The sequence below is a fragment of the Natrinema sp. CGMCC1.2065 genome (assembly GCF_051225675.1).
GTDB lineage: Archaea > Halobacteriota > Halobacteria > Halobacteriales > Natrialbaceae > Natrinema > Natrinema thermotolerans.
This window is the reverse complement of the sequence record NZ_JBPJSJ010000011.1, coordinates 71,633-91,554: the sequence shown is the minus strand read 5'-3', so window position 1 is coordinate 91,554 and position 19,922 is coordinate 71,633. Positions and strand designations below refer to the sequence as shown.

Below are 19,922 nucleotides of genomic sequence, written 5' to 3'. Positions count from 1 at the left end.
CGGGTGACCGTCGTTGGATATGCATGACTCTCGTTGGTCGAGTCAAGCGTCAGCCGTAGGAAAACGATTTCGTTATTCCCCAGCAGTCGCCCGATCCGTCGAATTCATTCGGATCGTTCGTGACGGTTCGAGTTCCGTTCGGTCGTACGGTCGACGATGGGGAAATACGGTGCCGGCGTCGGACGATCGGTAGTTTTACAATCGGAGTTTCAGTAGGGAAAACTGACTTGCATGACGACGACCGACACCGTCCACGATCGTATCGGGACCGCGCGTGACGACCTCACGACCGGACAACTGCTCGCCGTCTTCGCGTTCGTCGCGGCAGCGACGTTCGCCTTGCTGTTCCTGCAGGAGCCGTTGGCTCACGACGCGATGCATAACTTCCGGCACGCGGCCGGCGTCATCTGTCACTGATGCTCGCCGACTACCTCAAGCGGGGCGTCCTCGCCGGGGCGATCGCGGGGATCGCCTACGGAGCCTACGTGGCGCTGGTCGCGAACCCCCTCGTCGGCTACATGGAGACGCGCGCCGAGGGCGGCGACCACACCCACGCCGGTGAACACGCACACGAGGCGGGTGAACACGCTCAGGCCGCCGGCGAACACGCCCACACGGTCAGCGAGGCGACGACCGCCGCCGTCAGCATCGGCAGCGGCGTTCTCTGGGGGATCCTGCTCGGCGGCGCATTCGCGCTCGCCTTCTACTTCCTCGAGCCGGCGCTGCCCGGCCGCGGACGTGTCAAGGCCTACGTGCTGGCCGCGGCCGGCTTCCTGACCGTCTCGGTCGCCCCGTGGCTGGTGCTGCCGCCGACGACGCCCGGGGCCGAACTGGCGTTCGACCCGACGCTGCGAAGCGCGATCTACGCCGGGATGATGGCCGTCGGGGCCGTCGTCGCCGCGGCGTCGGTCTATGGCTACGGTCGCCTGTCTCCCGAGAACCGGCCACTTGGGGTCGGTGTGGCCGCGGTCCCGATCGTCGCGCTCGTCGCCGTCGCGACGGTGGCGGCACCGACGATCGTCGAGACCGGCGCGCTGTCGGCCGAACTGGTGACCGCGTTCCGCGGACTGACCGTCCTGAGTCAGGCCGCGCTCTGGGCGCTGGTGGCCGCCTGCTTCGGCTGGCTCCAGACGCGGGCCGGCGCGCAGCCGGCAGCCGAGCGCCACGACGACCTGCTGATGAGTCCATGAACGACCGGACCGAGCAACACACCGAACGGCTCGATGCCCACGTCTTCGTCTGTACGAACGACCGGGACGGCGAACACGCAAGCTGTGGTGCGGTCGGTGCCGACGAGACCGCCGCGGCGGTCAAGGAGTGGCTGCGCGAGCGAGATGCCTTCTGGACCGCCGTCTCGGTCAGCGAAACCTCGTGTCTCGGCCTCTGTAGCGAGGACGGGACCGCGATCACGATCCAGCCGCGAAACCGCTGGTACTCGGACGTCTCCCCCGAGGACGTCCCCACGTTGCTCGAGTCGGTCTTCGGGCCGGACGCCGAACGAGTCGGCGAGGCCTGAGCCGGTCCGCCATCCGGATTTCGCGGAACGACGCGACTGTCCTGCGGTAACACCGAAACTGCGACGGCCGCCCGAGTCGGGAACCGAAGACGGCCGGGCACGCAACCGTTTTATCCGTGGTTTGTGATAGCACGCCTAATGCTCACGTGGCCAGACGAAACCATCTACGAGGGGATCGCGACGGTCGCGGCCGAGCGGCCGGAACAGCGGGCCATCGTCTTCGAGGGCGAAACGTGGACGTACGACGACCTGCTCGCCGAGAGCCGCGCGCTCGCGGCCGGCCTCGCCGAACTGGGCGTCTCGGACGGCGATGTCGTCGCCGTCTGGCTCGGGAACCGCCCCGAGTGGATCGCCTGCCAACTGGCGACCTCGATGCTGGGCGCGGCGACCGTCGCGGTCAACACCCGCTACCGGAGCCACGAACTCGAGTACATGCTCGCCGACTCGAGTGCGTCGGTGCTGGTCACCGAGGACGCTCTGCTCGGGCGGGACTACCACGAGATGCTCGAAGCGGCGGTTCCCGAGATCACCGCGGGACCACCCGAGGCGTTCGATCCCGATTCGTTTCCGGCCCTCGAGGCGGTCGTCAGCCTCGAGTCGGCGGCCGAACGCCCGGCGCTGCGTGACTACGACGACGTGGTGGCGACGGGGCGAGCGCGGGGGAGCGACGACGTAGAGCCCGCGTCCGATCCCGCGGCCCCGGCGGCGATCTTCTACACGAGCGGGACCACGAGCGATCCGAAGGGTTGTCTCCAGTCGAGCCGGTCGCTGTTGAACCACTCCGCACACGTCGCGGATCACCTCGGCGTGGATGGGGGCGACGTCGGCGTCGCGACGCTGCCGTTCTGCGGGATCTGGGGCTACAACACGCTGTTCAGCGTTCTCGCGACCGGCGGCACGCTCGTCGCACAGACTCACTTCGACCCCGGTGAGACGATCCGGCTGGTCGACACGTACGACGCCACCTATCTCACCGGGCTGGGCGTGATGTTCGAACGGATGCTCGAGGCCGACGCCTTCGACGCCACGCGGGTCGAGACGATCGACAAAGGCGTGGTGGGGTTCATCAGCAAGGGGTTCGACGAGACGCTGTTCGAGCGCATCGAGTCGACGTTCGGCTTCCCGGTCGTCCAGCCCTACGGCCTCTCGGAGGCCAACAGCCAGCTCTTCGTCGGCGACCCGGTCGACCCCGCCGAGCGGCGCAAACGGGTCGGCGGCCCGCCGATCTATCCGGCGATCGACGCGAAAATCGTCGACCCCGAAACGCGCGCGGAACTGCCGGCCGGCGAGGAGGGCGAACTCGCGATCCGGGGCTACCCGCTGGCCGACGGCTACCTCGACAAGCCCGAGGCGACGGCCGCGGCCTTCGACGAAGCGGGATGGTTCTATACTGGCGATCTGGCCGAGATCGACGCCGACGGCTACGTCTACTACCGCTCGAGACTCGACGACGCCCTGCGGGTCCGGGGCTTTCTCGTCGCGCCCCGCGAGATCGGGGCCGCTGTCGAGGACCACCCCGCCGTCCGCGCCTGCGAGGTCGTCGGCGCGCCCCATCCGCGCCATGGCGAGGTCCCGGTCGCGTTCGTCGTCCCCGCCGATGGCGAGGTCCCGACCGACGACCTCGAGGCGTTCCTCGAGGCCCGCGTCGCCGACTACAAGGTGCCCGAGGCGCTCGAGGTCGTCGACGAGTTCCCGACGACCGAGGGGCCGAACGGGGAGAAGGTCCGGAAGACGGCCCTCAGGGATCGGGTCCGCGACCGGTTCGAGAACTGACCACGCGGTTGCACAGCCGCGAGTCGGGGCGTCGCCTCGAGCGGTCGGATCGCCGTCCGAACCCCGCTGTCGGAAAGCGGATCGACGCGTCGGTGAGGAACAGATGCGGCCGTTACGGTCGGCGAGTGTGCCTCCGAGCCACGGTATCACATAACGCTTTTCTTCCGACCGAGAGATCATCCCCCAATGGCCCGACTCCTCAGCGACGCGGTGGCACTGACGGAACGCCAGCAGTTGGTTCGGTCCAACATCCGGGAGATCTGCGCGGACTTCGACCGCGAGTACTGGCGTCGGCGGGCCGACGAGGGGGCATACCCCAAGGAGTTCGTCGACGCGCTGGCGGATCATGGGTGGATGGGGATCCTGCTCCCCGAGGAGTACGGGGGTGCCGGGATGGGCACTCGAGAGACGGTCGTCATGATGGAGGAGATCGCCGCCAACGGGGGCGGCTTCAGCGCCGCACAGGCGGTCCACGGCGGCGTGTACAACTCCGTGCCGATCGTCGAATACGCCAGCGAGGAGATCAAAGACGACCTCCTCCCCGACGTCGCGGCCGGTGAGACGTCGATCCAGGCGTTCGGCCTCACGGAGCCCAACGCCGGCTCGGACTCGACGGCGATCGAGACGCGCGCGGAAAAAGACGGTGACCAATACGTCATCAACGGCCAGAAGATCTGGACCTCCCGCGTCGACGTCTCCGACTACATCGTCCTCGTCGCGCGGACGACGCCCCTCGCTGACGTCGACAAGCGCACCCGCGGCATCTCGATGTTTCTCGTCGACCTCGCGGACGCCCACGAGCAGGGCGCGCTCGAGATGGAGCCGATCCCGAAGTCCGCGAGCGACTTCGTCCACTCGTTCGAACTCTGGTTCGACGACCTGCGAGTCCCGGAATCGAACCTGATCGGCGTCAAGGGCGACGGGTTCTATCAGGTGCTTGATGGCCTCAACGAGGAGCGGCTCGTCATCGCCGCCGAGTGCATCGGGCTGGGCCGGCTGGCGCTCGAGCGGGCCGTCGAGTACGCCACCAACCGCGAGGTCTTCGACCGCGCGATCGGCTCGAATCAGGCGATCCAGCACCCGCTGGCGGAGGCCTACGCGCGCCTGCAGGCGGCGAAGCAACTGACCTACAACGCGGCCGACCGGGCGGCCTCGGACGAGGAGGTGGATCTGGGCGCGTACGCGAACGCGGCGAAGTTCCTCGCGGCCGACGCGGCCTACGAGGCGGCCGACGCGGCGGTCCAGACCCACGGCGGGTTCGGCATCGCGACGGAGTACGACGTCGAGCGCTACTTCCGCGAGGCCCGACTGACCCGGCTGGTGCCGATCACCCAGCAGCTCGCACTGAACTACATCGGCGAGAACGTGCTGGGGCTGCCCCGCTCGTACTGATCGACGACTGCTCGCTACCCAAAACAATGACCGACGACAGCGACACCGACGACGCGGACGAATCGACCGACAAACGCCTCGTCGAGGGCTGGCACGGCCGCTACTACGAGGACTTCGCGGTCGGCGACATCTACAAGCACCCCTTCGGCCGGACCGTCACCGAGACGGACAACGTCTGGCTGACCAACGTGACGATGAACTGCAACCCGATGCACTTCAACGAGGCCTACGCGGCGGAGACGGAGTTCGGCGAGCGCCTCGTCAACGGACTCGTCGTCATTGCGACGGCCGTCGGGATGAGCGTCGTCGACGTCTCGGTCAACGCGACGGCCAATCTCGGCTACGACGACGTTCGCCACCACAACCCCGTCTTTCATGGCGACACCCTCTTCGCCGAGAGCGAGGTCCGCTCGAAGCGCGAACTCGAGTCCCGCGACCACGTCGGCATCGTCGAGACCGAACTCCGGGCGTACAACCAGCACGACGACCTCGTCCTCTCGCTCGAGCGGACCCCGATGGTGCTGAAACGGGAACACGCCGAGCCCTCCGCGGCGGAGCCGCCGGGCTGGCCCGAAGGAATCGGCACGCAGCCGGAGGAGCTGTAGATGCTCGCGCTCGAGGACGTCACGGTCGTCAGTCTGGAGAGCGGGATCAGCGCGCCGCTGTGTACGCGGCTGCTGGGGGACTTCGGCGCGGAGGTGATCAAGGTCGAGCGCCCGGGCGTCGGCGACGTCAACCGCCACTGGGACACGGCCGTCTACGGCGACTCGTCGGCCCACGTCTGGGTCGACCGGAACAAGCTCAGTGTCGAGTTGAACCTGAAAGCCGACGAGGGCCGCGCGGTCTTTCACGAACTGGCCGCCGAGGCCGACGTGATCGTCCAGAACTACTCGCCGGGCGTGGTCGAACGGCTCGGCGTCGGCTACGAAGACGTGACCGAGTACAACGACGACGTGATCTACCTCAATATCTCGGGCTACGGCCGCGACGGCCCCTACGAGGACCGCAAGGCCTACGATATGGTCATGCAGGGCGAGACCGGCCTCATTCCGATGAACGGCTCGCCCGACGCCCCGGCCAAGATCCCGCTGAGCATCTGTGACATCAACGCCGCGACCTACGGCACGATCTCGACGCTGCTCGCGCTCTTTCACCGCGAGCGCACCGGCGAGGGCCAGGAACTCGACGTCACGATGTTCGGCGGTATCCTCTCGTGGCTCGGCTACTTCCCCCACAAGTACTGGCACAACGACGAGATTCCCGAACGGATCGGGATGCGCCATCACCTGCTGACCCCCTACGGTCCCCACGAGACGGCCGACGACCGGGCCGTCAACTTCGCCATCCTCAGCGAGGCCCATTGGGAACTGCTCTGTACGGACGTCCTCGAGCGCCCCGACCTGCTCGAGGACGGGCGATTCGCGACCAACGAGCAACGCGTCGAAAACCGCGAGACCCTCGAGCCGCTGATCGAGGACCTGATCGCCGACCACCCCCGCGATTACTGGGCCGAACGGCTGGCCGAGGCGGGCATCCCGTGGGGCGACGTCAACCGACTCGACGAGGTCCTCGAGCATCCACAGGCCGACCACCTCGATCTCGTCAAGGAGTTCGAGACCGCGGACGGCCCCGTTCCCTACGTCGACACCCCGATCGACTCGAGCGAACTCGAGTTCGCGGCCGAACCGATGCCCGACCTGGGCGAGGACACCGACGACGTCCTCGCGGCGCTGGGCTACTCGAGCGCGGAGATCGCGGAGTTGCGCGACGCGGACGTGATCTGAAACCTACGCCTTCTCGACGAGTCCCTCGAGGCTCGCGGTCAGGACGGCCTCGCCGTCCTCGTTTTCGCAGACGACCTCCCCCTCGATGTCGTAGCGGTCGTCCCGTTCCGTGACGGCCGTGATCGTCAGCGTACAGGCGATCGTCTCGCCGGTGTAGACCGGCCGGACGAACTCGAAGGTCATCGTCCTGGCCAGCACCTCGAGGTCGCCGCCGATCTTGGTCGGCAGCGTCGCGGTCAGCAGGCCGTGGACCAGCAGCCGGCCGTCCGCGTCGGGCTCGGTGTGACGGGGTTGGGTGTCCTGTGAGAGGTCGGCGAACCGGCGGACGTCGTCGGTCGTAAACGCCCGTTCGAAGGAATGGCGGTCGCCTTCGGTCGGCTCGTGCATACGACTGTCCCGTGTGGCCACGATACTAAAACTGCCTGTGGACGCGGCGGTGCGTGCGAGACTCCGTCGCGGCGTCGCGTCGGGCCGGCCTCGAGGCGGCGACCGGTCAAAAACCCGACCGGCGGGGCCACGATTATGCCGCTGCCCGAGAGACGGATACGACATGACGGACGCAGACGCAGGCGGGGTCGCGACCGACCTCGCGACGTTCGTGAGTTCGCTTGCCGCCGCCGACGTTCCCGAGGACGCGTTTCGACTCACCGAACGGGCGATTCTCGACACCGTCGGCGTGACCCTCGCGGGCGCGGACGCCGAGGCCGGCAGTATCGCTGCGGCCACGGCAAGCGACGGCCACGGCGAGACGACGGTTCTCGGTCGCGACGACCGACTGCCGCTTTCCGACGCCGTCTTCGTGAACGCGACCGCCGGCCACGCGCTCGACTTCGACGACGTCGCGCTGGCCGCGATGGACGGCCACCCCAGCGTACCGATGGTCGCCCCGCTGCTAGCGGTCGGCGAGCGCGAGGGCGCGAGCGGCCGGGACCTGCTGACGGCCTTCGTCGCCGGCTTCGAGACCCAACACTACCTCTCAGCTCCCATCAGCCCCGGACACTACGAGGGGGGCTGGCACGCCACCTCGACCATCGGCCTGTTCGGTGCCACGGCGGCGGTAGCGAACTTGCTCGATCTCTCGGCCGAACGGACCGCACACGCGCTCTCGATCGCCGCCTCGATGCCGGCCGGTCTGAAGCGCAACTTCGGCTCGACGACCAAGCCGGTCCACGCGGGCCAGGCCGCCCGCTCCGGGACGACCGCAGCCCTGCTCGCCGCCGAGGGCGCGACCGCTGATTCGACGGCGATCGACGGCGAGCGCGGCTTCTTCGACCTCTATCGCGGCGACGGCGAGCCCGACCTGGGGGCCCTGCCCGCCCTCGGCGACCGCTGGTCGATCCTCGAGGACGGCATCGACGTCAAGAAGTATCCGTGCTGTTACTACACCCACGCCGCCATCTACGCGGCGATCGGGCTCGCCGACGAGTACGACCTCGAACCCGACGCGATCGACGACGTGACCGTGACGGCCTCGCAGGGCGCGGCCGACGCGCTGGCCCACGACGATCCGGAGACGGGGCTCGAGGCGAAGTTCTCGATGCCGTACCTGATCGGGCGCGCGATCGCCCGCCGGGACGTCGGACTCGCCGCCTTCGACGCGGCCAATATCGACGAGCCGGCGGTCCAGACCGTCCGCAGGCGGGTCACGTTGACCGTCGACGACGAGCTGGCCTACGACTCCAACGCCGCCCGCGTCGCGGTGACGACCCGCGGCGGCGAGACGTACGAACGCACCCGAGAGCGGCCGCCGGGCACCCACGACGACCCGCTCTCGATGGACGAACTGCGCGAGAAGTTCCGGATGTGTGCCGACCGCGCGCCGGCTGCGGTCGCCACCGACGATACGCTGGCAGCGCTTTCGGACCTGCGATCGGTCGCGGACGTGAGCGACGTCCTCGAGTCGCTTTGATTGCGGACGGCCCCTCGAGCGACCGGGCGCGCCGCTTCGGGACGTTTACCTGTCGGCCGCCCCCACGTCCCGGCAATGACGCTGTACTCGCGGGTCCGCCCCCTCGCGTTCAAACTGCCGGCCGAGACGGCCCACGACCTGGGCAAACGGACGCTCCGGGCGGCCCAGTCGACGCGACCGACGCGGGCGGCGCTCTCGTATGCGTATCGGTACGACGATCCGGCCCTCGAGGTCGATCTCTTCGATACCACGTTCCCGAACCCGGTCGGCGTCGCCGCCGGCTTCGACAAGAACGCCGAAGTGACCCACGCGCTCGCAGCGCTTGGCTTCGGTTTCGTCGAGATCGGTACCGTCACGCCGTATCCGCAGTCGGGCAACGACCGGCCCCGGCTCTTCCGCCTGCGCGAGGACGAGGGGATGATCAACCGGATGGGCTTCAACGGCCAGGGGATGGAACGGGTCAAATCGCGGCTCGAGGCAGACGGCACGCCCGGGATTCCGCTCGGCGTGAACGTCGGCAAAATGAACTCCTCGAGCGAGCGCGAGGCGATCGAGGACTACCGCCGGGTCTTCGACCGGCTCTCGCCCTTTGCCGACTACGTCGTGGTCAACGTCTCCTGTCCGAACACGCCCGACGAGTTCGACGAGGGATCGCCCGAGCATCTGCGGGCGATCTTCGAGACCCTCGAGGCCGAGAACGGCCGCGACGTCCCGATACTGGTGAAGATCGGTCCCGACGAGCCCGAGGAGTCGATCCTCGATCTCGTCGACATCGTTCAGGAGTTCGGCCTCGACGGCATCGTCGCGACCAACACCTCGACGAGCCGCGAGGGACTCGAGTCGCCCCGGCAGGAGGAGTGGGGCGGGCTCAGCGGCAAGCCGATCACGGACCGCTCGACGGCCGTCATTCGGTCGCTCGCCGAGTACACCGACGGCGACCTGCCGATCGTCGGCGTCGGCGGCGTCGATTCCGCCGAGAGCGCCTACGAGAAGATCCGGGCCGGTGCCTCGCTGGTCCAGTTGTATACCGGCTTCGTCTATCAGGGCCCCTCGACCGCAAAGCGGATCAACCGCGGCCTGGCCGCGTTGCTCGAGCGCGACGGCTTCTCGTCGGTCGAGGACGCGGTCGGTGCGGACCTCGAGTAAGGGAGAGTCAGTCGGCGGGTTCGGGGTCGTCGATCGCGTCGTCGAGCCCGTGGAGTTCGGCCGGTCCGACGGCTTCGTCGGCCCGCGCTTCGTCGATTTCTCGGCGGTCGGAGCCCTCCCGTTGTGTCTCGACGACCGGCTCGGCGTCGCCGTCGGTCACGGAGAGATACAGCGACCGAAGCTGTTCCGTCTTGTCCGTACCATCCGTTTCGTCGCCTGCGTCCGTCTGAGAGTCTGAATCGGTCATAGCGGGGTCCCTGTCGGCATCGGAAGGCCGAAACGGGAATATAAACAGGTTGCTACTTTCAGGCACTGAGAATTGTCACGGGAAACGGCCAATTCGACTTCGACGATCGTCGAGGGACAGAGGACGCCGCCTCACTCAGGTATCGACGTCGACACGGGTGCCGTACCCCGACTCACCGACGACGTTGCCGTCCTCGGCGACGATCTCGCCGCGGACGACCGTCGCGACCGCTTTCCCGGTGAAGGACTCGCCGATAAACGGCGTGACGCAGTTTTTGGAGTGGAGTTCGTCGGCGTCCTCGAGCGTCCATTCCCGGTCGGGATCGACGATCGTGAAGTCGGCGTCGGTGCCGACCTGCAGCGACCCCTTCCGGGGGTACATCCCCCAGATCTGAGCGGGCCGGGTCGAGTGGCGGCGGACCCACTCCTCCATCGTGAGTCGGCCCTGATCGACGAACGTGAGCATGACCGGGATTTCGGTCTCGAGGCCGACGAAGCCCGAGATCGCCTCCCACGTATTGCCGAACGGATCGTCGACCTTCTTCTCCTCGGGGGTATGGGGCGCGTGGTCGGTGGCGATGGAGTCGATCGCGCCGTCGTCGATCCCGACCCGCCAGAGTTGCTCGCGTTCCGCGGCGTTTCGGATCGGCGGCTGGATGCGGGCCGGGTTGCCCTTCTCGCGCATGACGTCCTCGGTGAACCAGAGGTAGTGTGGCGTCGTCTCGGCGGTGACGTCGACGCCGCGGTCCTTGCCGCGGGCGACGGCCTCGGCGGCCGACCCGGAGGAAACGTGGAACATGTGGATCTTCGCGCCCGTCTCCTCGGCGAAGGTGATCATCCGCTCGACGGCCTCGCGTTCGGCGATCACGGGCCGGGAGTGGGAGTGATCGATCGGCTCGTTTCGGCCCTCGGCCTGGAACTTCTCGGTGTAGTGGTCGATGATCTCGCCGTTCTCCTCGTGAAAGCCCAGGCGCTTGCCGGTCTCCTGGATCTTCTCCATCGCCTCTATGATCTCGCCGTCGTTCGGCGGCGGGACGTCCCCGACCGTCGAGCCGAGGAAGATCTTGAACCCGAGCGCGCCGGCCTCGTCGATGTCGGGGATGAGATCGAGGTTTTCCGACGTGACGACCGCGTAGCTCTGGAAGTCGACGTGAGCCGAGGCCTCGCCGCGTTCGAACTTCAACTCGAGGTGGTCGGGTCGGTCGATGACCGGGTCCGTATTGGGCATCCCGACGACGGTCGTCACGCCGCCGGCGGCCGCGGCCCGCGTCGCGGACTCCCAGTCTTCCTTGTACTCGAGGCCGGGCTCGCGGTTGTGGATGTGGCCGTCGACGATACCCGGCACGAGGACGTTGCCCTCGGCGTCGAGGACGCGGTCGGCGTCGGGGAGCCGGTCGCTTCGCCCGACGGCGACGATCTCTCCGTCCTCGACGGCGACGCCCGCGTCGGGCGTCCGCCCGGCGGGCGTGACGACGGTACAGTTGCGCACGACGAGATCGACGGTCATTGCCCGGGGGTTGCCGAGGGCGGCGCATATAGCTTCCCCAAACGGGTCGTCGAGTCGGAGCGACTGAGCGGTCGAGTTAGCGGTTTTCGTCCCGGGCGTCGTCGGGCAGTTCCTCGAGCGCCTGTTCGGCGTCCCGGCATCGCCTGTGCTGGGGCGAGACGATCGCCTCGCCCGACCCCTCGATGCGCTCTTCGGGGTCGTCGACGGCGATCCACTCGCGGAGCCGCGACAGGGCAGTTCGGAGCATACCCGAACCGAGGTACCTGTTGGCCAAAAGTGTATCCCATCCGTCACTTCTTCTGCCGGAACCGCGCTGTGTCTCCGCTCGAGTGCCGGCAGATCGTCCACGGAAACCATCGATCGGGTCCCGTAAGCACTGCCTTCCGCTCGAGCGGTCGCCGAATCGGCAGGGGTACGAGCGCGATACTAAACAGCGAGGATCCGGTCGCTTCAGGGGATGGACTCCCCAGCGATCCGCGACAGCACGGTACTCGTGACCGGCGGTGCCGGCTTCATCGGCAGCCACCTCGTCGACGCTCTGGTGCCACACAACGAGGTACGAGTCCTCGACGACTTCTCGACCGGCGATCCGGCCCACCTGCCCGACGACGCGACGGTGATCGTGGGCGACGTGGGGGATCCGATCGCCCTACAGGAGGCCGCCCGCGGCGTCGACGTCATCTTCCACCACGCCGCCGTCGTTAGCGTCACCCAGAGCGTCGATAACCCCCGACAGAGCAACCGGACGAACCTCGAGGCCGGACTGCTGGTCTTAGAGCAGGCTCGCCAGGAGGACGCGCGGGTCGTCGTCGCCTCGAGCGCCGCGGTGTACGGCCACCCAGCGGAGTTGCCCGTCTCGGAGGCGGCACCGACCGATCCGACTTCTCCCTATGGCGTCCAGAAACTCGCGCTCGACGAGTACGCCCGCCTCTACGCGGAGCTGTACGACCTCCCGACCGTCGCCCTGCGGTACTTCAACGTCTACGGGCCGCGCCAGCAGGGCCCTTACAGCGGCGTCATTTCGACGTTCCTCGAGCAGGCCCGCGCCGACGAGCCGATTACGATCGAGGGCGACGGCCAGCAGAGCCGCGATTTCGTCCACGTCAGCGACATCGTTCGCGCGAACCTGCGAGCGGCTGTAACCGACGCCGTCGGCGAGGCCTACAATATCGGCACGGGCGAGCGGACGACGATCCGGGAACTCGCCGAAACCGTTCGGGACGCCACCGGCTCGTCCTCGTCGATCGTCCACCGCGAGCCCCGCCCCGGCGATATCAGACACAGCGGTGCCGACACCACGAAAACAGCCCGCGAACTCGGGTTCGAGGCACGAGTGGGCCTCGAGTCGGGGATCCGATCGCTGGTCGAACGCGATACGGGCGTCCCGACCCGCGGAGATCCCGAGAAGGCGGTCGAACTACCCGGCGAGTGACCCGGTGTTCGATAGCTCTCCCTGGCGATGCCATCGACGGGCCGCTCGCGGGAGAACGCGGCCGTCCGAACTGACCGATGTGGCGTCGTCTTGCCGGCGATCTCGAGTGACTACCGACCGTGTTCGTTCCACGGAGAGTCACGCCAGTATCGGATTACCGTCTGAATCCGGAGCGAATCCGGGCTAACCGATCGAAACGTCCGGGCCGGTTTATTCCTCCCGTCGAGCAACGAGTGGCCATATCATGACTAGGGAGTGTCAACCGGAACCCGGCACCGACAGGACTGACGCCCGCCAGCCACCGGGAGAAGCCGATCACCGATGAGACGTCCGACCGGAACCGGTCGAACGCACGGACCGTTCGGTCGACATGAGAGACACCGACGCGACTAACAGCATATGGGTTATAAAAAACGACTTGTGAGACGGTCACGAGGGTATCGGACATGAACCATCGAAATACAGCATCTCGGGGGGCATGACTATCCGACGACGGGCGTCCGCGGTCGTCGATGCGTTCGAATCGTCGACCAACGGGGCGGTTGCGACGACGGTCGGGTTCGGGTTCCGACCCGAGGTTTCGCGAGCCGCTGAACCGCTCCAACTAGAGGGAAACGCACACCTTGCGGCTCTCGTCGGGATGGTTGCACTCGCACTGCTCGGTGGCGTACTCGTCGCTCGGAACCGATACGACGGTCCAGAGACCGGTCACGAGACGGAGCCCGATCGGGAGGAGTTCGTCACCGACCGAGAGCGGGTCCGACAGTTGCTCCGGGACAATGGGGGTCGAATGAAGCAATCGAACATCGTCGACTCCGTCGACTGGTCGAAAGCGAAGGTCAGTCGGCTGCTCGCCGATCTCGAGGAGGACGGCCAGATCACGAAACTGCGCCTCGGTCGGGAGAACCTCGTTTGTCTTCCCGGACACGAACCGACCGCGTCGAAATCGCCCGAACAGGCCGGCGATGACTAGCGCGGCCACCGTTCCTATCAGCAATCGTTGATTTCGGAATCAGAACGAGAGACTGAATTCGCCACTGTTGGGCCGTAGTTTCCGATTTCTCAGCGTAATGGTTCTGCCGGTTTATCCGCCGAAGCCACGACGTGACGGATGCCATTACGGCAACCATGAACGCACGCAAACAGGTACTGGTCGTACTCACCGCGCTGATGGTAGTTTGCTCCGGCGGGGCGATGGTCACAGCAGCTTCGGGCTCTGGGGCCGTCGATTCGGGTGACACTGCCAGCGACGGCGAATACGACTCGGCGAACGAGACAGATGGCGACGAATCAACGACAGACGAGACAGTTGCCGACGAAGACGAGACGGCAGTCGGTGACGACGATGGAGAGATGGCGGACAACGAAACCGGCCTCGAGGAAGACGCGGCCGGCCAACAGTCCGCGTACGTGACGTTTGAAGACCAGGAGACCGACGGGCAGACGGTCGTGGTCGAGAACGTCACGCTCGCGAGCGGCGGCTTCGTGACGATCCACGACAGCAGCCTGCTGGTCGGAGACGTCTTCGAGAGCGTCATCGGCACCTCCGCGTATCTCGAGGCGGGGACCCACGAACAGGTCGAAGTCACCCTCGACGAACCGCTCGAGGAGGACGAGACCCTGATCGCGATGCCGCATCGGGATACGAACGACAACGAGGGATACGATTTCGTCGAGAGTGAGGGTGCGGCCGACGGGCCGTACCTCACGGCCGACGACGAGCCGGTGACCGACGACGCAGTGGTCTCCGTCGGCGCGGCCGACGAGGAGCCCGTTGCCGAGGAACCGGCTGAAGAGGACAACGAAACCGTCGTCGACGACGAACCGGTCGAAGAGGACAACGAAACTGTCGTCGACGATGAACCGGTCGAAGAGGACAACGAAACCGTCGGCGATGGCGAACCGGTCGAAGAGGACAACGAAACTGTCGTCGACGATGAACCGGTCGAAGAGGATAACGAAACCGTCGTTGACGACGAACCAGCCGAAGAAGATAACGAAACCGTCGTTGACGACGAACCAGCCGAAGAAGATAACGAAACCGTCGTCGATGAACCGGCTGACGAAGACGAGGACGTCGTAGACGAACCGGCGATGGACGACGGGCTAACGATCAACGTCGTGATCGAACAGCTCACCGTCATCGTCAGCGAGAACGGTGACGGTCTCGAGATGAACGGCGAGACGGACGCCGGAGACGAGCAGGCCGACGACGGAGCGACCGTCGACGAAAACGAGACGGACACTGACGACGACGCTCTCGAGACCGATGACGGCGTCGACGACGAAACCGAGTCGGACGCGACGGACGACGGAACTGTTGCGGACGTCGCCGGACTGCTCGGTGACGGCGACATCTCCCTCGAGCAGGTGACGATCATCGTCGACGTCGAGAACATCGAGATCCAGAGCGCGTCCGAAGCCCCCTCGCAGGGCGACGGAGCCGACGATGATCTCGACACCGAGACTGACGACACCGAAGCCGGCACCGACGACGCTGCGGACGGTGTCGATAACGGTGACGATGGGGCCGTCGCGGACGATGGTGACCAGCAGGGCGACCAGATCCAGGTGACCATCGAAGAGGCCACCGTGTACGTCAACCTCGGCGGCATGGACGAACAGCCCGTCGAGGAAGAACCGGTTGAGGACGAGGAACCGGTCGAAGAGGAACCGACTGAGGACAACGAAACCGACGACGACCTCGAGCCGATCGAGGACGAACCGGTCGATAACGAAACCGAGGACAACGAAACCGACGACGGCCTCGAGCCGATCGAGGACGAGCCGACTGAGGACAACGAAACCGAGGACAACGAAACTGACGACGGCCTTGAGCCGATCGAAGACGAGCCGACTGAGGACAACGAAACCGAGGACAACGAAACTGACGACGGCCTCGAGCCGATCGAGGACGAGCCGACCGACAACGAAACCGAAGAGGAGCCGATAGACAACGAGACGGAACCGGCGGAGTCCTTCGAGGTCAGCAACCTCGATGCGCCCGCGAGCGCCGAAGTCGGTGAGACGATCACCGTGACGGCGACGATCGAGAACCCGAGCGACGAGGAACGCACCGAGACGGCACAGTTCCGTCTCGACGGTGACCTCGTCGACGAGCAGAACGTCACGCTCGAGGGCGACGAGAGCGACGACGTCGAGTTCGAGGTCGACACGAGCGACCTCGCGGCCGGCGATTACATCCACATGATTCTGACCGATGAGGCCGGTGAAGTCGCGACCCTCGAGCTGACCGAGGCGACCGACGACACCGAACTCGAGGATGGCGACGACGGCCTCGAGAACGACACCGTCGACAACGAAACTGCGGACAACGGGACCGACGACGGTCTCGAGAACGACACCGTCGACAACGAAACTGCGGACAACGGGACCGACGACGGTCTCGAGAACGACACCGACGAAGAAACCGCACTCGTCGGCGCGTAAGGAGAGTTCCCCAACGGACAGCGCGCTTTCTCATTTTGAACCGACGGCTCGAGTGACCGGCCGGTCAGGGCGGTCGCCTGTGACAGTACTCGAACCGGAGAGCGGCGTCAATCGTCCTCAGGCGAGCAGTTGATAGAGACTGCTCGCGCCGACGACGAGCAACACCAGCACGCTCGAGAGGACCGGATCGAGGGCCGAAACCACCGGAAGGCCGAGCCCGACCAGCGCGATGATCGCGAGCCCGAGGAGACAACAGCCGAGGTGTAACTGCAGGACTCGAGAGTGGTCGTCGGCGTGACCGTCGACGTACTGCAGGACCTCGGCGAAGTGCCGGCCGGGCTGGATCGTCTTCGCGTCGGAGTCGTACTCGATCACGTCGTCTTCCTCGAGTTGGGGGAGATGGGTCTGTTGGAGGGAGACGTAGACGCTCTTGTAGAGGTTGTTCGGGACCGGGGTCGTGTCGGATTCGGTCGCGGCGATTTCGGTCGCGACATCGGAGACGTCGATCTGTCCGCCGTCCTCGGCGAGCAACTGGACGATCGCTCGTCGCCTGTCGTTGCCGAGGATGTGAAACACTTCGCTCTCCGCCAACGGGTCAGCTCGGTTCGTTTGAACTGACATCGATCAGGGAGAAGGGGAGCCGATTCTCGAGGGGCGATCCACCACCAGTGACCATATCCCGCTAGTTCCGACACCAGCGACTTTAACTTTTGCAGGTTACGGGGGTCGCCGGCCAGAGCCGCGAGCCGGCGAGGATCGGGTGCCGGGGTAGGGAGCGGGTACAACAGTGGATCGCGTCGGCCGACGCTGGCGGTCAGCGGTTCGTCTCGGAGAAGCTGAAACGGCTGTCAGTGTCGTCGGTCGACTCGGACCAGCCAGGGTCAGTCGCCAGGGAGGTGGCCGCCGGACTGCATCTCGCGATAGGTCGTACAGGACGGACAGCCGTGGACGACGTCGCCGTTATCGCCGAAGACGCGAGCGAACTGCTGTGTGACGTGTGTCCCGCAGTTTCGACAGCGAGCGCCGGCTGTCGACGATTCCATGGGCTTCCAGTCGTGTTTGTGGGCGTTCATGGGTGGTGGGGGGGGGTGTACTCGGACGGGCGTGGGACCGTCGTGCGGAACCGAGTTCGGGCCGGACCGAAAGCAACGGTAACACCGCCGATGTCCCGCGATACCCGTCCGGGCATCATCGTATCGAGGGGGGCAAACGAGAATAAAGGACGCCGACCGTTCACCGATGACGCGACCCCCGAACGCGGGAAATAGCCGATTGCTGCCCGCCAAAACGGCTGCAGCGGCTCAAATTCGCCGTTCCGGAACTATCCGGTCGACCGACCTCAACCCGAATTCAGTCGTCTTGGCGCTGTGTCGGCTTTCAAACGAGAGATTGTGCCGGCCGGTCGCCGCTCGAAACAAGTCGTTTCCGGGCCGAAATACGATCTTACGTTGTCGAAGGACGTGCCAAACGCGCATAAGGTACATCGTTATAAAATACCACTATGGCTTACCGATCCTCGTGCCGGAATGTATCGGTGGACCCCCCGACAGTGGCTGCCCCCCTGTGACCTCTCTCGAATCGCCACCTCTCACGAAGAGCGAACGGACCAGATCCATCCCATTCGGTGACTCCCACTATGTCAACACAAGCAAGTGACACGCGAACTGAATCGACGACCAACCCTGCGACCCAGCTGGACGTCCTCGGGGACGACTGTGCCCGGACGATCCTCGTCGCGACCAGCGAGGGGCCGAAGACGGCCAAGGAACTGACCGAGCGGACCGACAGCTCGTCGGCGACCGTCTATCGCCGGATCAACAACCTCCTCGAGAGCGACCTCATCGCGGAGTGTGTGCGGTTCGAGGACGACGGCTCCCATACCACCGCCTACGAGGCGACCGTCGACAGCCTTCGGGTTCGGATCGACGCCGACGGGATCGAGGTCGCGGTTTCGGAACCGAACGAGCCGGACCTGTCGGACCGAGAGTGACGCCGCGGCCGCGATCGGGACCGACCGACTCGAGCGAGCGTGGGTGCGAGCGGTCGGTCGAACACACCATCAGGAGCGATTGATAGTTAAGTGATACTATCGTTTCTGCCGGTAATACGGGGTGAAGTCGGAGAACGGTGGCTGTATGATACGGATAACAAATATCCGTTCACTGGAACGGTCAGTGTGATTGAGCAATGCACGATCTGACCGGCTTCCAGCGCGACCTGCTGTACGTGATCGCAGGTGCCGACCGTCCGTCGGGCCAGACCGTCAAGGACGAAGTCGAGAAGTACTACAGTTCGGAGATCAATCACGGGCGGCTGTATCCGAACCTGGACACGCTCGTCAACAAGGAGTTGGTCGAGAAGGGACAGCTCGACAGACGAACGAACTATTATGCGATCACCGAGGCCGGTCGAGAGCAGATCCAAGAGCGTCGGGAGTGGGAATCGCAGTACGTCGATTTCTGAACGGCCGCCAATCCGATCGTCGGTCCGCGGCCGTCGCCCGTCGTTCGTGGTCGCCGACCGCCGTGTACCCGACACCGACTGCACATGGACAGGCCGATCGCTCGAGGACGGCCAGTAGCGGCCTCGATCCGCGTTGTACGGCACACATTTTCTTCGATAATACGGTCATAACAAAGAACGACAGCGTATACCGATCGGAGGAGCATGGCATCCGGATCGTCCGAACGGAGACCGAACGCGCCGACGGCGGTGGACCGATGAGTCATCGAACGAGTAGCTGGACGCGGTTCGGGTTCGTTCGCCGCTACCCGTTCGATCTCGCCGCCGTCTCGATCGGCGCGGTCGTCGCGTACCTGCTCGTAACGGGCGAAAGCGGGAACGAGGGCCTTCGACTACTGGCGACGCTGCCGCTCGCCCTGTTCCTGCCGGGCTACGGGCTGGGAGCGGTTCTGTTCCCGGCCGACAAGCGCGAGGACCGCGAGACGGCGGCGACGGCCGCCGACGCTCGCCCCCGCGGGATCGATGCCATAGAACGGCTCGGGCTGGCGTTCGTCCTGTCGCTGACGATCGCGCCGCTTGTCGTGCTGGTGTTGGCGGTCACGTCGTGGGGGTTGACCACGACCTCCGTGGCGGTGGGGCTGGCCGGCATCGCCGTCTGCCTGGCCCAACTCGGCGTGGTTCGACGGCTTCGGACGCCGGCACCACAGCGGTTTACCGTGTCGCCGTTGGCCGGCCTCGAGCGGCTCCGTCGGAACGGCCGGGCAGCGGCGACGGTGTCGACGGTGGTGTTGGTCGTGGCGATCGGAACGGCCGTCGGTGCGTTGCTCGTCGGTTTCCTGTTTCCCGTCTCGGGCGGCGGCTTCACCGAACTCGCGCTGTACAACGAAACCGCGGACGGGGAGATCGTGGCGGATCTCCCGAGCGAGGTCGAGGCGGGCGAGTCGGTCCCGGTCGTCGTCGAGATCGAGAACCGGGAGGGCGAGGACCGGACGTACACGGCGGTCGTCCAACAACAGGTCCTCGAGGACGGTGAGGTCGTCGAGCGGACGGAGCTACGGCGGATCGAGACGACCGTCCCGGCGGGGGAGACGGAAAGCGGCGAGCGAGCGATCGCGCCGACGGCAGACGCCGGTGAGACGGTTCGGATCAGCGTGTTGCTCTACGAGGACGACCCACCGTCGACGCCGACGAACGAAAACGCGGCCGAGAGTACGCACTTCTGGGTGACGGTCACCGGCGGATAACTCGGCCCTCGCTCGAGCCCGTCTCAACCCACTGTTGCTACCGTGAGATCGGAGCTGGGA

21 protein-coding genes are annotated in these 19,922 nt (G+C 66.1%); 15 read left to right on the top strand and 6 right to left on the bottom strand.

All coding sequences use genetic code 11. The features are described 5' to 3' along the window. Positions 1–231: 231 nt before the first annotated feature. The 7 genes from ACSBP4_RS12685 to ACSBP4_RS12655 all read left to right on the top strand — a co-directional run bounded on the left by ACSBP4_RS12685 (position 232) and on the right by ACSBP4_RS12655 (position 6,465). Entirely contained in the window at positions 232–417 is a 186-nt protein-coding gene (locus tag ACSBP4_RS12685; protein WP_006179558.1) for a CbtB domain-containing protein, read from the top strand. Continuing rightward, positions 417–1,190, top strand: coding sequence for a CbtA family protein (locus ACSBP4_RS12680; RefSeq protein WP_435552420.1), 774 nt, complete (start codon positions 417–419; stop codon positions 1,188–1,190). The genes ACSBP4_RS12685 and ACSBP4_RS12680 overlap by 1 nt, the downstream gene beginning before the upstream one ends. Further along, a complete protein-coding gene (locus ACSBP4_RS12675; RefSeq protein ID WP_006650396.1) occupies positions 1,187–1,516 on the top strand; it encodes a (2Fe-2S) ferredoxin domain-containing protein in 330 nt (109 codons plus the stop codon). Before ACSBP4_RS12680 ends, ACSBP4_RS12675 begins: the two co-directional genes overlap by 4 nt. Before the next feature lie 138 nt (positions 1,517–1,654). Beyond that, on the top strand, positions 1,655–3,289 hold the full coding sequence (locus ACSBP4_RS12670; RefSeq protein WP_435552419.1) for a class I adenylate-forming enzyme family protein: 1,635 nt from the start codon (positions 1,655–1,657) through the stop codon (positions 3,287–3,289). Between the two features lie 186 nt (positions 3,290–3,475). Then, entirely contained in the window at positions 3,476–4,681 is a 1,206-nt protein-coding gene (locus tag ACSBP4_RS12665) for an acyl-CoA dehydrogenase family protein (protein ID WP_435552418.1), read from the top strand. 26 nt (positions 4,682–4,707) lie between these two features. After that, positions 4,708–5,286: a MaoC family dehydratase gene (locus ACSBP4_RS12660; RefSeq protein WP_435552417.1), complete on the top strand. Its 579-nt coding sequence runs from the start codon at positions 4,708–4,710 to the stop codon at positions 5,284–5,286. After that, the gene (locus tag ACSBP4_RS12655; RefSeq protein WP_435552416.1) at positions 5,287–6,465 is read left to right on the top strand and encodes a CaiB/BaiF CoA transferase family protein; all 1,179 of its coding nucleotides are present in this window, start codon (positions 5,287–5,289) and stop codon (positions 6,463–6,465) included. A 3-nt stretch (positions 6,466–6,468) separates the two neighbouring features. Here the strand turns inward: ACSBP4_RS12655 and ACSBP4_RS12650 are convergent, their stop codons facing one another. Further along, positions 6,469–6,852, bottom strand: coding sequence for a MaoC/PaaZ C-terminal domain-containing protein (locus ACSBP4_RS12650; RefSeq protein WP_006650391.1), 384 nt, complete (start codon positions 6,850–6,852; stop codon positions 6,469–6,471). Positions 6,853–7,015: 163 nt separating this feature from the next. Here ACSBP4_RS12650 and ACSBP4_RS12645 point away from each other — a divergent pair, with 163 nt between their 5' ends. Together ACSBP4_RS12645 and ACSBP4_RS12640 are read left to right on the top strand one after the other, a co-directional pair. Continuing rightward, on the top strand, positions 7,016–8,374 hold the full coding sequence (locus tag ACSBP4_RS12645) for an MmgE/PrpD family protein (RefSeq protein WP_435552415.1): 1,359 nt from the start codon (positions 7,016–7,018) through the stop codon (positions 8,372–8,374). Between the two features lie 75 nt (positions 8,375–8,449). Continuing rightward, complete coding sequence (locus tag ACSBP4_RS12640; protein ID WP_435552414.1) at positions 8,450–9,520, top strand: quinone-dependent dihydroorotate dehydrogenase; 1,071 nt, start codon at positions 8,450–8,452, stop codon at positions 9,518–9,520. Between the two features lie 7 nt (positions 9,521–9,527). On the opposite strand, the gene ACSBP4_RS12635 is transcribed toward ACSBP4_RS12640, so the two are convergent. The 3 genes from ACSBP4_RS12635 to ACSBP4_RS12625 form a co-directional block, all read right to left on the bottom strand. Beyond that, complete coding sequence (locus ACSBP4_RS12635) at positions 9,528–9,767, bottom strand: hypothetical protein (protein ID WP_006650388.1); 240 nt, start codon at positions 9,765–9,767, stop codon at positions 9,528–9,530. Between the two features lie 135 nt (positions 9,768–9,902). Then, a complete protein-coding gene (gene allB / locus ACSBP4_RS12630; protein ID WP_435552413.1) occupies positions 9,903–11,273 on the bottom strand; it encodes an allantoinase AllB in 1,371 nt (456 codons plus the stop codon). 76 nt (positions 11,274–11,349) lie between these two features. Continuing rightward, the gene (locus ACSBP4_RS12625) at positions 11,350–11,520 is read right to left on the bottom strand and encodes a hypothetical protein (protein WP_006650386.1); all 171 of its coding nucleotides are present in this window, start codon (positions 11,518–11,520) and stop codon (positions 11,350–11,352) included. Positions 11,521–11,730: 210 nt separating this feature from the next. Between ACSBP4_RS12625 and ACSBP4_RS12620 the strand changes: the two genes are divergently transcribed. The 3 genes from ACSBP4_RS12620 (at position 11,731) to ACSBP4_RS12610 (ending at position 16,155) form a co-directional block, all read left to right on the top strand. Further along, positions 11,731–12,705, top strand: coding sequence for an NAD-dependent epimerase/dehydratase family protein (locus ACSBP4_RS12620; protein WP_435552412.1), 975 nt, complete (start codon positions 11,731–11,733; stop codon positions 12,703–12,705). 478 nt (positions 12,706–13,183) lie between these two features. Continuing rightward, positions 13,184–13,678, top strand: coding sequence for a helix-turn-helix transcriptional regulator (locus tag ACSBP4_RS12615; protein WP_006650384.1), 495 nt, complete (start codon positions 13,184–13,186; stop codon positions 13,676–13,678). A 155-nt stretch (positions 13,679–13,833) separates the two neighbouring features. Next, entirely contained in the window at positions 13,834–16,155 is a 2,322-nt protein-coding gene (locus ACSBP4_RS12610; protein ID WP_435552411.1) for a DUF7282 domain-containing protein, read from the top strand. A 117-nt stretch (positions 16,156–16,272) separates the two neighbouring features. On the opposite strand, the gene ACSBP4_RS12605 is transcribed toward ACSBP4_RS12610, so the two are convergent. Together ACSBP4_RS12605 and ACSBP4_RS12600 are read right to left on the bottom strand one after the other, a co-directional pair. Next, entirely contained in the window at positions 16,273–16,776 is a 504-nt protein-coding gene (locus ACSBP4_RS12605; RefSeq protein ID WP_373633828.1) for a DUF7344 domain-containing protein, read from the bottom strand. Between the two features lie 260 nt (positions 16,777–17,036). Further along, positions 17,037–17,198 carry a DUF7563 family protein gene (locus ACSBP4_RS12600; protein ID WP_162834899.1) on the bottom strand — a complete coding sequence of 54 codons (162 nt, stop codon included), beginning with the start codon at positions 17,196–17,198 and terminating at the stop codon, positions 17,037–17,039. 593 nt (positions 17,199–17,791) lie between these two features. Between ACSBP4_RS12600 and ACSBP4_RS12595 the strand changes: the two genes are divergently transcribed. From ACSBP4_RS12595 to ACSBP4_RS12585, 3 genes are all read left to right on the top strand, one after another. Beyond that, the gene (locus tag ACSBP4_RS12595; RefSeq protein ID WP_006179576.1) at positions 17,792–18,145 is read left to right on the top strand and encodes a winged helix-turn-helix domain-containing protein; all 354 of its coding nucleotides are present in this window, start codon (positions 17,792–17,794) and stop codon (positions 18,143–18,145) included. 197 nt (positions 18,146–18,342) lie between these two features. Then, positions 18,343–18,618, top strand: a complete 276-nt coding sequence (locus tag ACSBP4_RS12590) for a PadR family transcriptional regulator (RefSeq protein ID WP_435552410.1) — start codon at positions 18,343–18,345, stop codon at positions 18,616–18,618. 257 nt (positions 18,619–18,875) lie between these two features. Then, positions 18,876–19,862: a DUF1616 domain-containing protein gene (locus tag ACSBP4_RS12585; RefSeq protein ID WP_049966365.1), complete on the top strand. Its 987-nt coding sequence runs from the start codon at positions 18,876–18,878 to the stop codon at positions 19,860–19,862. The last annotated feature ends 60 nt before the right edge of the window (positions 19,863–19,922 follow it).

Coding starts and splice junctions, on each gene's coding strand:
- ACSBP4_RS12595 (WP_006179576.1), top strand. CDS start 17,792: ATGTCAACACAAGCAAGTGACACGCGAACTGAATCGACGACCAACCCT.
- ACSBP4_RS12665 (WP_435552418.1), top strand. CDS start 3,476: ATGGCCCGACTCCTCAGCGACGCGGTGGCACTGACGGAACGCCAGCAG.
- ACSBP4_RS12610 (WP_435552411.1), top strand. CDS start 13,834: ATGAACGCACGCAAACAGGTACTGGTCGTACTCACCGCGCTGATGGTA.
- ACSBP4_RS12670 (WP_435552419.1), top strand. CDS start 1,655: ATGCTCACGTGGCCAGACGAAACCATCTACGAGGGGATCGCGACGGTC.
- ACSBP4_RS12680 (WP_435552420.1), top strand. CDS start 417: ATGCTCGCCGACTACCTCAAGCGGGGCGTCCTCGCCGGGGCGATCGCG.
- ACSBP4_RS12640 (WP_435552414.1), top strand. CDS start 8,450: ATGACGCTGTACTCGCGGGTCCGCCCCCTCGCGTTCAAACTGCCGGCC.
- ACSBP4_RS12605 (WP_373633828.1), bottom strand. CDS start 16,776: ATGTCAGTTCAAACGAACCGAGCTGACCCGTTGGCGGAGAGCGAAGTG.
- ACSBP4_RS12645 (WP_435552415.1), top strand. CDS start 7,016: ATGACGGACGCAGACGCAGGCGGGGTCGCGACCGACCTCGCGACGTTC.
- ACSBP4_RS12655 (WP_435552416.1), top strand. CDS start 5,287: ATGCTCGCGCTCGAGGACGTCACGGTCGTCAGTCTGGAGAGCGGGATC.
- ACSBP4_RS12585 (WP_049966365.1), top strand. CDS start 18,876: ATGAGTCATCGAACGAGTAGCTGGACGCGGTTCGGGTTCGTTCGCCGC.
- ACSBP4_RS12660 (WP_435552417.1), top strand. CDS start 4,708: ATGACCGACGACAGCGACACCGACGACGCGGACGAATCGACCGACAAA.
- ACSBP4_RS12620 (WP_435552412.1), top strand. CDS start 11,731: ATGGACTCCCCAGCGATCCGCGACAGCACGGTACTCGTGACCGGCGGT.
- ACSBP4_RS12675 (WP_006650396.1), top strand. CDS start 1,187: ATGAACGACCGGACCGAGCAACACACCGAACGGCTCGATGCCCACGTC.
- allB (WP_435552413.1), bottom strand. CDS start 11,273: ATGACCGTCGATCTCGTCGTGCGCAACTGTACCGTCGTCACGCCCGCC.
- ACSBP4_RS12615 (WP_006650384.1), top strand. CDS start 13,184: ATGACTATCCGACGACGGGCGTCCGCGGTCGTCGATGCGTTCGAATCG.
- ACSBP4_RS12625 (WP_006650386.1), bottom strand. CDS start 11,520: ATGCTCCGAACTGCCCTGTCGCGGCTCCGCGAGTGGATCGCCGTCGAC.
- ACSBP4_RS12590 (WP_435552410.1), top strand. CDS start 18,343: ATGCACGATCTGACCGGCTTCCAGCGCGACCTGCTGTACGTGATCGCA.
- ACSBP4_RS12650 (WP_006650391.1), bottom strand. CDS start 6,852: ATGCACGAGCCGACCGAAGGCGACCGCCATTCCTTCGAACGGGCGTTT.
- ACSBP4_RS12600 (WP_162834899.1), bottom strand. CDS start 17,198: ATGGAATCGTCGACAGCCGGCGCTCGCTGTCGAAACTGCGGGACACAC.
- ACSBP4_RS12685 (WP_006179558.1), top strand. CDS start 232: ATGACGACGACCGACACCGTCCACGATCGTATCGGGACCGCGCGTGAC.
- ACSBP4_RS12635 (WP_006650388.1), bottom strand. CDS start 9,767: ATGACCGATTCAGACTCTCAGACGGACGCAGGCGACGAAACGGATGGT.